Origin of the sequence: Vibrio chemaguriensis (assembly GCF_012275705.1) — a bacterium.
In the GTDB taxonomy this organism is placed as follows: Bacteria; Pseudomonadota; Gammaproteobacteria; order Enterobacterales; family Vibrionaceae; genus Vibrio; species Vibrio diabolicus.
In genome coordinates, this window is the sequence record NZ_SHOE01000023.1 from 58,603 (window position 1) to 74,202 (window position 15,600).

15 protein-coding genes are annotated in these 15,600 nt (G+C 44.2%); 6 read left to right on the forward strand and 9 right to left on the reverse strand.

Going from position 1 to position 15,600, the window contains the following annotated elements; all coding sequences use genetic code 11:
• The first annotated feature begins 106 nt into the window (after window positions 1-106).
• Window positions 107-1,267 (forward strand): MFS transporter, encoded by a 1,161-nt coding sequence (locus EX191_RS18540; RefSeq protein WP_012842235.1) that lies wholly within the window; start codon window positions 107-109, stop codon window positions 1,265-1,267.
• Between the two features lie 48 nt (window positions 1,268-1,315).
• On the opposite strand, the gene EX191_RS18545 is transcribed toward EX191_RS18540, so the two are convergent.
• The gene (locus EX191_RS18545; protein ID WP_182036267.1) at window positions 1,316-1,705 is read right to left on the reverse strand and encodes a nitrous oxide-stimulated promoter family protein; all 390 of its coding nucleotides are present in this window, start codon (window positions 1,703-1,705) and stop codon (window positions 1,316-1,318) included.
• Window positions 1,706-1,718: 13 nt separating this feature from the next.
• Window positions 1,719-2,228, reverse strand: a complete 510-nt coding sequence (locus EX191_RS18550) for a GNAT family N-acetyltransferase (protein WP_182036266.1) — start codon at window positions 2,226-2,228, stop codon at window positions 1,719-1,721.
• Between the two features lie 136 nt (window positions 2,229-2,364).
• On the opposite strand from EX191_RS18550, the gene EX191_RS18555 reads away from it, so the two are divergent.
• Window positions 2,365-2,556 carry a DUF2986 domain-containing protein gene (locus tag EX191_RS18555; protein WP_104973717.1) on the forward strand — a complete coding sequence of 64 codons (192 nt, stop codon included), beginning with the start codon at window positions 2,365-2,367 and terminating at the stop codon, window positions 2,554-2,556.
• 53 nt (window positions 2,557-2,609) lie between these two features.
• Here EX191_RS18555 and EX191_RS18560 read toward each other — a convergent pair whose 3' ends face one another.
• Both EX191_RS18560 and EX191_RS18565 read right to left on the reverse strand, forming a co-directional pair.
• Window positions 2,610-4,781 carry a TonB-dependent receptor gene (locus EX191_RS18560; protein ID WP_193448240.1) on the reverse strand — a complete coding sequence of 724 codons (2,172 nt, stop codon included), beginning with the start codon at window positions 4,779-4,781 and terminating at the stop codon, window positions 2,610-2,612.
• Window positions 4,782-4,870: 89 nt separating this feature from the next.
• Complete coding sequence (locus EX191_RS18565) at window positions 4,871-5,608, reverse strand: siderophore ferric iron reductase (RefSeq protein ID WP_193448241.1); 738 nt, start codon at window positions 5,606-5,608, stop codon at window positions 4,871-4,873.
• Window positions 5,609-6,028: 420 nt separating this feature from the next.
• Here EX191_RS18565 and EX191_RS18570 point away from each other — a divergent pair, with 420 nt between their 5' ends.
• A complete protein-coding gene (locus EX191_RS18570) occupies window positions 6,029-7,360 on the forward strand; it encodes an anaerobic C4-dicarboxylate transporter (protein WP_193448242.1) in 1,332 nt (443 codons plus the stop codon).
• 88 nt (window positions 7,361-7,448) lie between these two features.
• On the opposite strand, the gene EX191_RS18575 is transcribed toward EX191_RS18570, so the two are convergent.
• A complete protein-coding gene (locus EX191_RS18575) occupies window positions 7,449-7,937 on the reverse strand; it encodes a LabA-like NYN domain-containing protein (protein ID WP_005394594.1) in 489 nt (162 codons plus the stop codon).
• 117 nt (window positions 7,938-8,054) lie between these two features.
• Between EX191_RS18575 and EX191_RS18580 the strand changes: the two genes are divergently transcribed.
• Complete coding sequence (locus EX191_RS18580; RefSeq protein WP_012842228.1) at window positions 8,055-8,495, forward strand: DUF4174 domain-containing protein; 441 nt, start codon at window positions 8,055-8,057, stop codon at window positions 8,493-8,495.
• A 13-nt stretch (window positions 8,496-8,508) separates the two neighbouring features.
• Here EX191_RS18580 and cobA read toward each other — a convergent pair whose 3' ends face one another.
• From cobA to nirB, 4 genes are all read right to left on the reverse strand, one after another.
• On the reverse strand, window positions 8,509-9,267 hold the full coding sequence (gene cobA / locus EX191_RS18585; protein ID WP_193448243.1) for a uroporphyrinogen-III C-methyltransferase: 759 nt from the start codon (window positions 9,265-9,267) through the stop codon (window positions 8,509-8,511).
• Between the two features lie 173 nt (window positions 9,268-9,440).
• Entirely contained in the window at window positions 9,441-10,292 is an 852-nt protein-coding gene (locus EX191_RS18590) for a formate/nitrite transporter family protein (protein WP_193448244.1), read from the reverse strand.
• 196 nt (window positions 10,293-10,488) lie between these two features.
• Complete coding sequence (gene nirD / locus EX191_RS18595; protein WP_005387969.1) at window positions 10,489-10,812, reverse strand: nitrite reductase small subunit NirD; 324 nt, start codon at window positions 10,810-10,812, stop codon at window positions 10,489-10,491.
• 13 nt (window positions 10,813-10,825) lie between these two features.
• Window positions 10,826-13,390 carry a nitrite reductase large subunit NirB gene (nirB, locus tag EX191_RS18600; RefSeq protein ID WP_193448245.1) on the reverse strand — a complete coding sequence of 855 codons (2,565 nt, stop codon included), beginning with the start codon at window positions 13,388-13,390 and terminating at the stop codon, window positions 10,826-10,828.
• Window positions 13,391-13,919: 529 nt separating this feature from the next.
• On the opposite strand from nirB, the gene rnk reads away from it, so the two are divergent.
• Together rnk and EX191_RS18610 are read left to right on the forward strand one after the other, a co-directional pair.
• Window positions 13,920-14,327 (forward strand): nucleoside diphosphate kinase regulator, encoded by a 408-nt coding sequence (gene rnk / locus EX191_RS18605; RefSeq protein ID WP_005394604.1) that lies wholly within the window; start codon window positions 13,920-13,922, stop codon window positions 14,325-14,327.
• 238 nt (window positions 14,328-14,565) lie between these two features.
• Window positions 14,566-15,585: a GGDEF domain-containing protein gene (locus EX191_RS18610; protein WP_243238767.1), complete on the forward strand. Its 1,020-nt coding sequence runs from the start codon at window positions 14,566-14,568 to the stop codon at window positions 15,583-15,585.
• The last annotated feature ends 15 nt before the right edge of the window (window positions 15,586-15,600 follow it).

The window sequence follows — 15,600 nt, forward strand, 5'->3', positions numbered from 1 at the left end:
TTATTTGTCGAAACGACTTAAATTAATCATTTTACTTGCCTAACTATTAGCCTCATATTCGCGCCGAATAACCCATAGATTTCATTTAACTTATAGGCGCAAAACAGTGGAAAACACAGTCGTTCCTGCAGCATCACCACGAGTTACAGTTCCAGTTGTCGCACTGTCTCTTTATGCGGTGGCTTCGGGCTATTTAATGAGCTTGATCCCTCTCATGCTCGGTGAATACAACATCTCAGCAGATTATGCGAGTTGGTTGGCGAGTGTTTTTTATGGCGGCTTATTGGTCGGCGCGATGTTTATTGAGCGTGTCGTGCGTCAAGTTGGTCACCGTAAAGCGTTTATTGGCTGCTTAGCGGCATTCTCGCTAACGATTGTCACGCTACCCGTTTTTGCTAATGGGTTAGTGTGGCTTGCTGCTCGTTTTATCGCAGGTATTGCCGTTGCGGGCGTTTTTGTCATTGTTGAATCTTGGCTAATGTCTGGCGACGAAGCATCACGTGCAAAACGTTTGAGCTTGTACATGCTATCGCTTTATGGCGGTTCTGCATTAGGCCAATTTGGCATTGGTGTACTTGGCGTCAGTGGCGGTGTTCCGTTCATTGCAATTACAACGCTGATCCTAATGGCGATGTTGGTGCTGATGTTTATTGAGTGTGAACAACCAAACAGCCATGAATCAACCGCTTTGTCATTTAAGCAAATTGCCAAGCTAAACCATGCTGCAATTATTGGTTGTGTTGTATCAGGTTTGACCTTAGGCGCGATATACGGATTAATGCCTGTTGAGCTAACTAACCGTAAAATCAACCATCAAGACATTGGTACATTGATGGCACTAGTGATCCTAGGTGGCATGTTGGTTCAACCAATGGTGACCACATTGAACAAATACATGAGCCGCACAGTGCTAATGGCGTTCTTCTGTATTTTGGGTATTTTTTCGATCGGTTTGACCTTTATTTCATCGTCAGCCGTGGTATTAGCTGCTGCATTATTCTTTTTAGGTGCAGCTACTTTTGCCTTGTACCCAATTGCGATCAACTTAGGTTGCGAAGGACTTGATGAGCGCTTTATTGTCTCTGCCACACAAGTCATGCTGTTTAGCTACAGCATTGGCTCTGTTGCTGGCCCGGTTGTGGCTGATAAATTTATGGGCCAAGAACATGGCTTACTAGGCTACTTGTTTGCCGCGTTGGTTGCGACTGGCGTATACATGCTACTTGCAGCGAGCAAAACTAAGCAGCGTATGGCCGCTGGCCTCTAACCACGCAACTTCTACTCAACGAAAACGAGGGCATGTCGCCCTCGTTTTTTATTCTTCGCTTTTTTGTTTAGATAAACGTTTGTGACGGTTTGACGCGTTCGCTGCAGGTTTTTCCGGTACTGTGCGCTTTTCATGAAGTAAATGACGAACCGCCAAGATGGGATGTTTCAGTAGCATTCTGGGGCCAGAGTAACGCATCACCAAACGCATTTGCTCTTTCGGGTCCGGTTTATAACAGTGAATCGGACACTTGTTACACGTAGGTTTATTCTCTCCATAAGGACAGCGGTCAAGACGAACTTCTGCGTATTCAAGCAGCTCACGACATTCTGAGCACAAGTCACTTTTTGTTCCATGGTGATCGTGACAGTAAACCTCTACCATGGCTTTTACCGTCTTAAATTCAGTGGCGAGCTTGCCAAGTAAAATATCGCTCATGAGCTTCCAAAAATCACAACGTCATTGTGTAAAGTTCTAACGTTCGACCATTATCGTATTGCTGCTCAACTCGTTCAAACTCAAAGCCCAGTTTTTTGAGCAAACTTATACTACGAATATTGTCATTGTTGGTGATGGCAGCCAACTTATCGAGTTTCATTTCCCCTCGAGCATATTCCAGCACCGCGGTTGCCGACTCGACTCCGTAGCCGCAACCATAAGCAGAAGGTAAAAAACCATACCCGAGATCGTAGTGTTGCAATGTGTCACGTTTAACTAGCCCACAAATACCGATCGGCTGTCCATCTTCCTTTTTCTCTACTACGAGTAAACTCACGCCTTTAACTTTTTGCATGCGTAGCATGTTTTCTTTTATATAACGCGCCGCTTCATATTCAGTACGAATTTGTTTATCTCCGACAAAACGGTAAAAGTCTGGTTGGTTATAAAGTTCTAATATGAATGGTGCATCATCTACACTCACAAGACGTAGTATCAAACGTTCAGTGATCAGTGTTTTCATTTGGACTCCATTAAAACGCGAGAGATGATTGGACATAGAAACGTACTTGAATCTTGCGACCGAAGTAAGGGCTTATTTAATTGTAACTTGATAAAAAAATAACTATCCTGCCCCGCTAAATTAAAGGACCACCACCATGAACCGCAAGAAGAAAATCAATCAGATCTTAAAAGCGAAGCAGAAGAAGCATAACGCTAAGCTACATAAGAGCAATAAGCCGCGTTATATCTCCAAAGCTGAACGTGCAAAAATGGAAGCTGAAGAGCAAAACCAAGCTTCGGAAAGCACGAAAAATGTTGTAGACACAGTGCCGACAGATCAAGCCTAAAAGAAAAGCCGCTTTATGCGGCTTTTTTGTTTGTTGTACGAGGAGAATTGACTCTAATATTCAACACTGTAGTTCAGTGTGAATGTGCGACCTCTTCCTTTGTAGTCGTAAGCTGCTGCATCGTAGTGTGCCGCGTAAAGAATCTGCGCACGTTGACCCCAAGCGGTTGTGTAGTCTTCGTCAAATAGGTTTTGAATACCAAAGCCCAACTGCCCAACAGGTAGTGTTACATGACCCAGAAGATCAAACGTGGTGTAGCCCTCCAACTTATTGTTGGCGTCATCTTCGTAATCAAACATCGTCTGACTTTGTAGACGAATCGAGTACGAATCTTGGTAGTATGCAGCCCATGCATTAGCCTTAGCCGTACTGGCTTTACCTGCGCTCAAATCTTCCCATTTACCATCGGTTTTCAGCTCAGAAACTACGTAGTGTCCTGATGCCCCTAACAGGATATCGCGGGTCACCCAGTAATTGATGTTTGCTTCTGCACCGTAAACACGCTGCTTGTCGTCAACATTCGTAATCAACAACGTTTTTCTATCATACTTGATGGAGTTGTCTGAAAGCGAGTAATAGCCTGCCGCCTGAAGCGCAAGAGAGTTGGTATCAAGACGGTAACCGATCTCATAGCTGTCCGTTTTAATACCTGACATTTTTGAGTCAGACACATTAATGCTGTTGTTCAACGCATAATGACCGTTTGCATCCACAGCATCATAGCTGCCTTGACCATAGTACTTCGCAGGGTCAGCAAGTTCGAAACCTTGGGAGAAGTTTGCCCAAAGTTGAGATTCATCATTAAGCTGATAAATGGTGCCCAAATTAAACAGACTTACAGAGTAGTCGGTGCTGCCACCTGGTACCGCATCCGCTGACACCCCCTTACCCGAGGCAATCTTCTTTTGTACGCTATAGGCAACAAAGTCATCAATCTTGTTGTCCATGTATTGATAGCGATAGCCTGCTTGAACGGACCAATCTTGATTAATTTGATAGTCACCTTGAACAAACATTGCGTAAGACGTTACATCTACACCTGGGTAACGACCAACTTCGGCGTACGTTTTATTAATCAAGTTTCCAGAGTTGTTTGCAATGCTTGGATCGAATAGAGCTTGATTGCTCTCAAAACGGTCTAAATACGCATCAACACCATAAACAAGGTTGAATGATTCCCAGTTTTTTGCCAGTGCCAAACGTCCAGCAAAAACCTCTGTCTTTTGCTGAGAAGCACCTTGGTAATAAGGAGTAAACGTTTGGTCTTCACTTCGGTAAGACAACTCGCCAATCAGTTGATGACCGAATACGCTGTCGTGAGCGTAGTTCGCGCTTAAGAGAACTCGCTCTGTACCGTGTTCACGATCGGAATCGAATCCCTCTCGTACATCAACAAATTTATTGTTAACAATGTACAAGCCGTATGGCGAATCTTGCTGGCTGTCATAGTATTGTGCGAGAAGGTTTAACTTGCTGGCTTCGGAGATTTGAATCTCTGTCGATCCCATTACATCAAGCGTCGAGTTGTATTGCAGAGAGCCTTGGGAGATATCTGGCGTGACAATGTCGCCATTTGCGTCAAATGCGCCTTGTGTTTCGGTGTACACAACCGAACCCCTAGCGGCAATTCGATCTTTACCACCGGAGATAGACTGAGCTAGTTTGTAATCAAAGTCATCGCTGCTGTTAAAACCTGTAGTGCCACTGACATACGATTCAAACGATAAGTCATCCGAGTAAGCTTTCTTGGTGATAATGTTAATAACACCACCTGTAGCGCCAGCACCATAAATGGAGGTTGCACCAGATAGTACTTCAATTCGCTCAATGTTGAATGGGTCAATCGCATCAAGCTGACGACTAATCGGGCGAGAAGACTGCAGTGAAACACCATCAATCATTACCAACATTGCTCTGCCACGCAGGTTCTGGCCGTAGTTAGTTCGACCACCCGTACCAACGTCTAGAGAAGGGATGGTTGCAGAAAGAATGTCACCAAGTGTCTTGCCCGCGCGATATTGCTGAGCAATTTCCTCTTGCCCTACAAACCAAACCGTTCCTGGAATATCAGAAATCGATTTCGGCATCACACTGCCCACGACCACCATTTGTTCATCACTTGGTGTTGATGTTTGTTGAAGTTCTTCCGCAGCTATTGAGCTAACTGCGTATCCACTGCTCATCGCAAGTACGATGAGATTAAGAGAAAACGTCCTTTTTATCATTGTATTTATCTTTTTGTTGTCAACAAGAGCATGCAATGATACTTATTCTCACTCTCAAATCGAGCACTGTTACATAAGTTAACCAAATGTTAATTAGGATTATGCTTGCTCATAAGCTGTCGATTTTTTTCTAAACGAGGACAATCTTCACAAAGCTTTCTGCCTTCACATTTATAGACTAAACAACAGCTTTTTCTGACCAATTTGAGCGGCTGATCCAGTGATGTCTCATAAAGTGAATGACTATTGTTGGCATCTAAACCCAATGCCTGTAACCACAAGATGGCATGTTCACGCAATGTCGTGTTGGTCATTTTCGGAAAACGCTGTTGAAGACGAATCAAACAAGCCATGATCCCATCCGACATCAATTGATGAGTGAAGCCTGGGCGAATGCGCGTCCATTGACTCATTTCTTGTTGGTAGAAATCGAACAACTCTCGAATTTGACGTCCGGCCTCTTTTATTAATTCTTCTGGCTTACCATGTATATGTGTTTCGTCAGCGAATCGATATCCAGACACAAAACAAGGCTTGAGGTGCTGCGCCATCTCACGAATGTTTGGCAACGTGTGGAAACCGTAGATAGAAATGAACGCAACATAAACAGGCTGCCAACACAACAAATCCCACGTTCTCGTCAACCAATACGCTTTCCCCGCTTCCGGATGAGCCTCAGACAACTGTTGGTAAAGGCCTTGAATGATCGGATTGATATCATTTTCGATATGAATAACTTCTTGCCCTATTTCGCCAATATCACCGTGCAGGTAAGGCGTAATCTCACTCGAAGTTTGAAATAGTTGCGGGAAAAATTGCTCAGACATGATGGTTTATTGTTGGTGTAGTCATTCTGACACCTTTATACCCAAGCACTAATCGCAATGCAAACCATTATCCTTTGTGTTCACATAACAAGAGCCTATTCTCATCTGTGGTCTCTGTCTCTATTTTCAAGCTCTTTGCGCCCGTAAGGTCTGGTTACGTATGCGATGAATAGCAACAAACTCTTAAACCTCTTCGCATTTAGCGCTGACATGATCGCAAAAATACACAGCATAAAAACACCCTGATAAAACTGTGTTAACAGTTTCCCTGTGTAGCGTGAGTTATTGCCAATAATTGAATATTGCTGTTTCTTATCCAAAGGAGTGTGAACAACATGAAGTATTTTCTTTCTGAATATCGGGACAATGTAATTAAGTAATTTGGCTATATAGCCCCCTGTTTTGAATAAGGAAATCCACATGTTGTATCTTGAGTTTCTATTTTTGCTCGTGATGCTGTATATCGGCTCACGTTATGGTGGTATAGGCCTTGGGGTCGTATCTGGTATTGGTTTGGTGATTGAAGTCTTCATCTTTAAGATGCCGCCAACCTCCCCTCCTGTCACCGTTATGTTGATAATCTTGGCAGTGGTAACATGTGCATCCATTCTTGAAGCGGCTGGTGGTTTGAAATACATGCTGCAAGTTGCCGAACGTGTGCTTCGTAAGAACCCAAAACGCGTCACCCTGATCGCTCCTTTTGTTACTTACTTTATGACCTTCTTGCTCGGCACAGGTCACGCGGTTTACTCCATCATGCCAATCATTGGCGACGTTGCACTGAAAAACGGCATTCGTCCGGAACGTCCAATGGCAGCCGCTTCCGTCGCTTCGCAAATCGCGATTACGGCCTCTCCAATTTCAGCGGCAGTCGTTTACTACTTGGCACAACTCTCTGATATTCAGCACGAGATCACTCTGCTTTCTATTTTGCTCGTTACTGTACCTGCAACGCTATTCGGTACGTTGCTGATGTCACTTTACAGCCTAAAACGCGGTAAAGAACTGGAAGACGATGAAGAATACCAAGAGCGTTTAAAAGATCCGGTGTGGCGTGAAAAGATCCTCAACACCACTGCAACGTCTCTTGATGAAGTGCTACCAACAAGTGCTCGTAACTCTGTATTGCTGTTCATCGCGTCTATCTTGGTTATCGTCGTTATCGCGATGTGGCCGGACATTCGTACCATCGTGGATGGCACGAAACCAATCAGCATGGCCGTTGTGATTCAAATGATGATGCTCTGCTTCGGCGGTATCATTTTGCTTGCAACCAAAACTGACCCACGTGACGTACCAAACGGCGTAGTATTCAAATCAGGTATGGTGGCAGCGATTGCGATCTTCGGTATCGCTTGGATGTCAGATACTTACTTCCAATACGCAATGCCTCAGTTCAAATCTGGCATCGTTGAGATGGTAACCAACTACCCTTGGACGTTCGCGCTTGCGTTGTTCATTGTATCGGTTGTGGTGAACTCTCAAGCAGCAACGGCTCGTATGATGCTGCCTGTTGGTCTTGGCTTGGGTCTGGATCCTGCACTGCTTATCGGCCTAATGCCTGCGGTATACGGTTACTTCTTTATTCCGAACTACCCTTCAGACATCGCGACAGTGAACTTCGATACGTCAGGTACCACTAAGATTGGTAAGTGGTACTTCAACCATTCATTTATGTCGGTAGGTTTGATTGGTGTGATTGGTGCTTGCTGTCTGGGCTACTTGTTAGGACAAATGATCATTCCTTCATAATTAGCCAAATCAACAATAAATTAGAGGCGAGTCATTGTACGTTAGCGTACAGCCTGAATGACTCGCCTTTTCTTTGTCACGTTAGTTATTACAGTAAGAAGTCATCATCAATCGCGACAAAGTTATCTGCACAATCAATCAGAGTTTGGGATGTTAGCTTAGGCACACCATAAACGGTCACCGTTTTATTGAAGCGCTGCTGAATTCGTTCCACTAGCAGACTAAAGTCCCCATCTCCAGAAACGAGAATCACTTCCTCAACTTCAGGGGCAATTTCAATCGCATCAAGAGTAATACCGACATCCCAGTCGCCTTTCGAGCTGCCGTCACGACGCTGAATATAGGGTTTAAGCATTACCTCGAACCCAACACCGCGTAAAATGTGATGAAACTGACGCTGTTTTGGATCGTTACTCGCGATGGCATAAGCACGAGCACTCACCACCTCTTTCCCTTGCGTCGCAACATACCAAAACTGGTTGTAATCAAAATTACTGCGATACGCTTCGCGACAGGTGTAATACACATTCTGTACATCAACCAAAATGGCGATCTTTTGTTTTCTTTCCGAATTCATCTTTTCTACGCTTGATTTATTTGCTGCCTACCCTAAGTCAGTTTTGGTAAAAGCACAATGAGCCAATTCCACTAAACTTAACGTATAAACGGTATTTGGGTTTCTAGGGGAACTGTCATGGGCGGAAAGTTACTAGTGATACTACTTTCTTGTATCTTGTCATCGACAGCATTCGGTTATCCAGCACATTCAAAGTACTGGCCGCATCGGAGTGTGCTTTACTTCGCTCCAGAAAACGATGAATACGTTAAACAATTCTTACTAGAAACACTCATGAATGAGTGCGAGTTGGAAGACAGAGATGTGGTCACATTAGTCATTACAGAACAAGGCTATACGTCTCCAGCTTGGCTCAAAGAAGAGTTTGATTTGAAAATGCTTGCCAAGCTGTATGAAATTGAAAAAGGCTCACATACCGCAATTTTACTGGGTAAAGATGGTCAAGAGAAATACCGATGGGGCGCAGAAACAGATTGGCCATTTATCAACAATTTGATTGATCAAATGCCAATGCGTAAGCAAGAAATGCAGAGACGTCATAGCCCCTGCAAAATCTAACCATTAGACGAACTTATTTTCTAAACCAGTCTAGTTTGTTGTGCAACTGAGTCACGCTGCCAACGACGATCAACGCTGGACTGATCGCCTTCTCAGCCATTTCAGAAAGTTCGTTCAGTTTTCCTTGGAACACGCGCTGCTCTGGACGCGTACCATTTTCAATAATGGCGCATGACATCTCTGGATCTAATCCATGAGTGATCAGGTTATCCATGATGTGACCGCTTTGCTTCAAACCCATGTAGAACACAAGTGTGTTGTTAGATTGCGCTAACGAATGCCACTCAATTTCGCGACCGTCTTTTTGCACGTGACCTGTAATAAATTGAACGCTTTGCGCGTGGTCACGGTGCGTTAATGGAACACCTGCGTAAGCCGTCGCGCCCGCCGCCGCGGTGATCCCCGGCACCACTTCGTATTTGATGCCATATTCTACAAGCTCTTCTAACTCTTCACCGCCGCGTCCAAAGATGAAAGAATCACCACCTTTTAGGCGCACAACGCGTTTACCTTCTTGTGCTTTTTCCACCAAAATTTGATTGATCTGGTCTTGTGGTACGCAGTGAAAATCGAGCTTTTTCCCGACATAAATCATCTCGGCGGATACGTGTGCTAACTCTAGAATCTCTTTAGATACCAATCGGTCATACACCACAACTTCAGCCGCTTGAATGGCTTTCAAACCTTTGACCGTCAGCAAGTCTGGATCGCCCGGACCTGCACCAACTAGAGAAACAAAGCCGTTGTTTAAAGATGAGTTCGCAGTAGTCATATCAACGCCTATCGGAAATTTGGATATAAAGAGTAACACTCACGTTATTAACTTAAGGTTCAAACTACCCCAAGGAGTTATTACTTTTTATAGCTAAATCAATACAATATCTATTGAAAGTTAAATGAGTTGAGTAGCCCTACCTACCATAGGTAGGGCCAGATAAAAGCAGTTTATTTTGCGATTGCAGGCTCTGCTTTTACTTCTTCTTCAACTACGTTGATAGAAGGCGCAGTTTTCGCATGAGTTAGGTACAGTGGCAGACAAGTCATTACAAGACCACCAACGATGTTACCTAAGATGGTTGGGATAAGGTTGAAGTTCAACCAAGTCGCGATACCAAAATCCGCACCTAGAATCATACCCAGTGGGAATAGGAACATGTTTACCACGGTGTGCTCAAATACGAGTGCGAAGAAGATGAAGATTGGGAACCACATCATCGCTACACGACCAGATACTGAACGTGCCGTCATGTTGCCGATCACGCCTAGGCACACCATTAGGTTACAGAAGATAGCGCGTACAAAACACGTGATCCATCCGTCTATGCCCATGTTTTCGAAACCAAGGCTACGGGCAGTCGATACAGCGACAAACTTCTTCGCTACCGCGTTGAGCTCTAGAGAGAAGTTACCGGTTAGAGAGATTGCCACTAGGTAAGCCACAATTAGAGAACCAATCAGGTTACCCAAACCTACCAATCCCCAGCAACGGAAAATACGACCCCAAGTGATACCCGGACGGTTAGCAAACTTAGCCAAAGGAGCAAGACCAAAAACACCTGTGACAAGGTCGTAACCCATCACACTGAGAATCACAAAGCCCACAGGGAAAACAAGCGCCCCCACAAGGCCAATGCCCGTTTGTACAATCGCGGTAATAGCAACCACCACTGCAAGAGACAGAATAACGCCTGCCATCGTGCCACGAAGCAGAAGATCTCGAGTGCTGGTATTAATTTTCGCTTCACCCACGTTGATCATGGTTTGCACGAATTTAGCAGGTTTAAAGTCTGTAGACATGAATGTGTCCTTATTCAAAATTGAAAGTTAAAAAGTTAAAGATTGAATAGAGAAAGGCTTCCCGTTGACACCCACTGCTGTCGACATCATCTCGCTTCCCTGTTCCCCAAAGATGACGCTTGGAAAGCCTTTGTCTATTGAATCTAAGTACTCAGTGCATTCCCTCCCCTTAAGGAGGAGGGAATGCAAACCAAGCTTATGCAGAAATTTCTACTTCGCCGTTGGTTACACGCGTTTTGTACGCTTTCACGCTAAAACGCTCGTCTTCCATGCACGCACCTGTTGTCAGGTTAAAGCGTTGCTTTTTAAGTGGGCTTGCTACCCAAAGTTCGCCTTGGTGCTCACAAATCAAACCGCGAGAAAGCACGTTTGATTGGAAGAACGGGTCTGTGTTGCTGATCGCCAGCACTTCTTCTGCTTGTGTTGGGCGGAATACCGCAACTTGCTGACCATCAACCAGTGCACAAACGCCAGTGCCCGGTACGATGTCGCTGATTTGGCAAATCTTTTCAAATGACATAATCAACCTTCCCTTATGCTTCAGTGATCGCTACGTGTAGGATGTCGCCTTTCGCTTCAGGGTGTTTTTCCGTGAAAGTTGCCGGGCGGTGCTGTTCACGCTCTTGTACAAACATAACGTTGTCATCGCGCTTGTCAGAGTTGATGAAGTGTGCGAAACGAGTCAGTTGTGATTCGTCGTTGATAGTCGCAGTCCACTCACACTCGTACTCGTCTACAAGCTTCGCTACGTCAGCTTCTAGTTGAGCGTTGATGCCAAGTTTGTCGTCAACAATCACTTCGCGTAGGTAGTCAACGCCACCTTCCATGTTTTCCAGCCAAACTGATGTGCGTTGTAGTGGCGCTGCAGTACGGATGTAGAACATCATGAAGCGGTCGATATACTTGATTAGCGTTTCTTTATCTAGGTCACTTGCAAGTAGGTCTGCGTGACGAGGTTTCATGCCGCCGTTACCACAAACATACATATTCCAACCTGCGTCAGTCGCGATGATACCAAGGTCTTTACCTTGTGCTTCCGCACACTCACGAGTACAGCCAGAAACACCGAACTTCATCTTATGAGGTGTACGAATGCCTTTGTAACGGTTCTCGATGTAAGAACCTAGACCAACAGAGTCTTGAACGCCGTAACGACACCACGTTGAGCCAACACATGTCTTCGCCATACGAAGTGCTTTTGCGTACGCTTGACCTGTTTCGAAACCAGCGTCGATAAGCTTGCGCCAGATCTCTGGAAGATCGTCTTTTTGAGCACCGAACAGACCAATACGTTGAGCACCGGTGACTTTGGTGTATAGGTTGTATTCTGCAGCAACGTTCGCTAGTGCACCCAGTGCTTGAGGTGTAACTTCACCACCCGCCATACGTGGGATTACGGAGTAAGTACCATCTTTTTGAATGTTACCTAGGAAGTTATCGTTGGTGTCGTGCAGCTTAACCAGTTGTGGCTTAAGAATGTGCTCACCCCAGCAAGAAGCCAAGATAGAACCAGCCAGTGGTTTACAAACTTCACAACCGTAACCTTTACCGTATTTCTCTAGAAGCTCATCAAACGTTTTGATCTCTTCGATACGGATTAGGTGGAACAACTCTTGGCGTGAGTATGCAAAGTGCTCACACACGTCGTTCTTCACTTCGATACCAGATTTAGCAAGCTCAGCATTTAGAACAGACGTCACTAGAGGAATACAACCACCACAGCCTGTGCCAGCGCCAGTCACTGCTTTGATGTCGCCCAATGTATGGTGGCCATCAGCAACCGCTTGAGCGATCTTGCCTTTGGTTACATCGAAACATGAACAGATCACCGCGCTTTCTGGTAGAGCGTCTGCACCTAGTGCTGGTTTCTCAGCGCCTGCGTGTGCAGGAAGGATCAATGCGTCTGGGTGTTCTGGTAGGTCGATTTCGTTCAACATCAATTGAAGCAGATCGCCGTAGTCAGACGTATCACCCACGAGTACTGCACCTAGCAGCTTCTTGTTGTCTTCAGAAACGATAAGACGTTTGTAAACTTCTTGCTCTTCGTTTTGGTAAACGTAACTCTTACAACCTTCAGTACGACCGTTCGCGTCACCGATTGAACCTACTTTCACGCCCAACAATTTCAGCTTCGCAGACATGTCAGCGCCTTCGAATTTGCTTTCTGTGTTACCTAGTAGGTGATCAACGGCAACCGTCGCCATCTTGTAACCCGGAGCAACAAGACCGTAGAACATGTCGTTCCAAGACGCACACTCACCAATCGCGTAGATGTTCTCATCAGAAGTCTGGCAATGGTCGTTGATGGCAACACCGCCACGAGGGCCAACTTCTAGCTCCATTTGACGAGCCAGTTTGTCTTGTGGGCGAATACCCGCTGAAAATACGATGAAGTCTGTTTCTAACTCAGTGCCGTCAGCAAAACGCATAACGTTGCGAGCACTTTTACCTTCTGGCGCAATCTCAAGCGTATTTTTGCTAGTATGAACGTTCACACCCATACGCTCGATCTTTTGACGAAGTTGGTTACCACCAGCAAGGTCAAGTTGCTCAGCCATCAGCTTTGGTGCGAACTCAACAACGTGCGTTTCTACACCCAATGCTTTTAGTGCGCCTGCCGCTTCAAGACCTAGAAGACCACCACCGATAACCACGCCTGATTTGCTGTTTTTCGCACACGCTTCAATCGCTTTTAGATCTTCGATCGTGCGGTAAACAAAACAGTCTTTGCTTTCATGACCTTTGATAGGCGGGACAAATGGGAATGAGCCTGTAGCAAGAATCAGCTTGTCGTATTGAACTTCACGGCCAGTGCTTGAGTAAACAATGCGGTTTTCACGGTTAATGTTAATCGCACGTTCACCGATCAACATATTGATGCCGTGTTTCTCGTAGAAGCCTTCTTTCACTAAAGAAAGTTCATCTGCAGTGTGGTGAGAAAAGTAAGAGGAAAGGTGCACACGGTCGTATGCGACACGAGGTTCTTCACAGAAAACGGTAATCTCCATATTAGAGATATCAGCTTTCTCGACTAAGTCTTCAATATAACGGTGCCCTACCATACCGTTACCGACGACTACTAGCTTAAACTTGCTCATTATAATTCCTAAGGGTTAGGTTCTTATCACTGAGCTCATTGTTAATTGTGAAAGAAAATTAATACATGATGTAAATCAATTACAATTTCAAACTACCCTAAAGGGGTAGATTAACGTTTTTATCTTGATATTGAAGAATAAAAGGTAATTTATTAACGGATGTTGGTAGTTTTTACAAAATGAGATAACCGCAGTCATGCTCACAAAGGGCTATACAGTTTTGGCTTTTACAGAATGGCAATGATTGTCGAGTTAAACCACGCTAACGATAAACCCTGCTTTGTTTAAAAACAAAGCATTCGTTTTAACCTAGCCGTTTCAAGGCTATTAAAGGTGAACAACTGAAGTGACTGAAAGTTTTAGAAAAATCAAGTCTCACAACAAAAATCTTTTACTAGCTAAGTCGCACTATAAAGACTAGAATCTGATTTAGTTCATATGGAATAAAATCCATATGATTGATACCGTAATTGACATATAGAGTGCCGTCCCATGTTTGTGAGGCGGCCTTTTATTTGGGAGTCATAAAATGTCAGAAAACAATTCTATCTACATTTCAAGCTTAGATATGAACCGAATCACGGCTTTGTTGGATAAAATGCCAAACATCGCGGCGGAGCTTGTTGAGCTAGAAGCAGAGCTAGACCGTGCGACGGTTCTTGAGCCAGAACAAATGCCAGATAATGTGGTCACGATGAACTCAACTGTAGAGTTTAAATTTGCAGGTGAAGATAGAACCATGACAAAGACACTGGTTTACCCATCTGAGCTGAAAAGCAGTGATGATATTTCCATTTTTGCGCCCGTAGGCAGCGCACTGATCGGTTTGTCTGTTGGTCAAAAACTTGAATGGCCAATGCCAAATAATCAAGTGAAGACAATTGAAATTGTCGATATCACCTACCAGCCTGAGCGTTGTGGTGCACTAAACCGCTAACCCTCAGTAGTCCCGGTGCAAAGGCCTCATTTATGACTTTGCACCAGGAGAGCCCCTCGCTTATCCCCTATTTCCTTCTTTGTTTTTCCAAGCATTTACTTTGCTGCTCTTAAGTAACATCACCGATTCTTTATTATTTACCGCATATTCAATACTTATATCTCCAAGCTCAATCATAGAAATTGCAAAGTATTTTTCGTATATTGTCGCTCCGAAAACGACGTAAATTATGCGCAAAATGGAAGAATATCTAACTCGAATTGCCTGCTTAGAAAAAGAAAATGAAGAGCTGAAGCGGAAGAATGCGCGACTACAAGAAAAGTTGAATGCTGCACTCGACAGTAATGGACTGTGTTTGTGGGAGCAGCATATTCCTTCAGGTACTTTGACGATATTCAATATGCAGTGGGGCAAAATGCTAGGTTATCAGCCCCATGAGTTAACCGCGACGGTTGAAACGTGGAAAAACAATCTCCACCCTGAAGATTATGATCTTGCGGTGGGTGCATTTGAAGATCACCTAGCTGGCAAAACCGACCTTTATGAGGTAGTTCATCGCATGATTCATAAAGACGGCAGTGATAGTTGGGTCTACGATCGAGGGCGCATCGTCGAGTATGGTTCTGATGGCGAACCACTACGCATGATGGGCACTCATATCGATATTACAAAAGAAAAGCGATATGAGCAGCAACTGGCTAAGTTAGCTTCGAGTGATCCATTGACCGGACTGTTAAATAGAAAAGCAATAGAGGAAAACTTTAATCATCAACCTCAAACCAAGCCGTCTCAGCAGTCTGCCTTAGTGTTTGTTGATATAGATAATTTTAAAGCAGTTAACGACCAGCTAGGCCATCATACTGGTGATACTCTCCTCATTAATATCGCCAATAGCTTAACAGAGCTTGCGCCAAGCAAGTCTCAAGTCGGACGCATAGGAGGAGATGAGTTTGTCGTTTTAAGCTCTTATTCAAATCAAGAAGAAATATCTCAACTTTGTGATCGACTCTTAAGTTCCATCATTCCTGCTATAAATCAGGACTTAAATAAAGTAACGATTGGAATGAGCATCGGTGTTTGTCTATTTGATAAAGGAAAACAACAGTTTAATGAAGTTTATCAAAAAGCCGATCATGCAATGTATGAGATAAAGAAAAATGGCAAAAATGGCGTTGCCTCTGTCTCTTATACACATCTGAAAAAAAAAAAAAACTACAAAAAAAAAAAAAACATAAAAATAGTGCAAAAGAGAATATAAAATAAACAGAGGAAA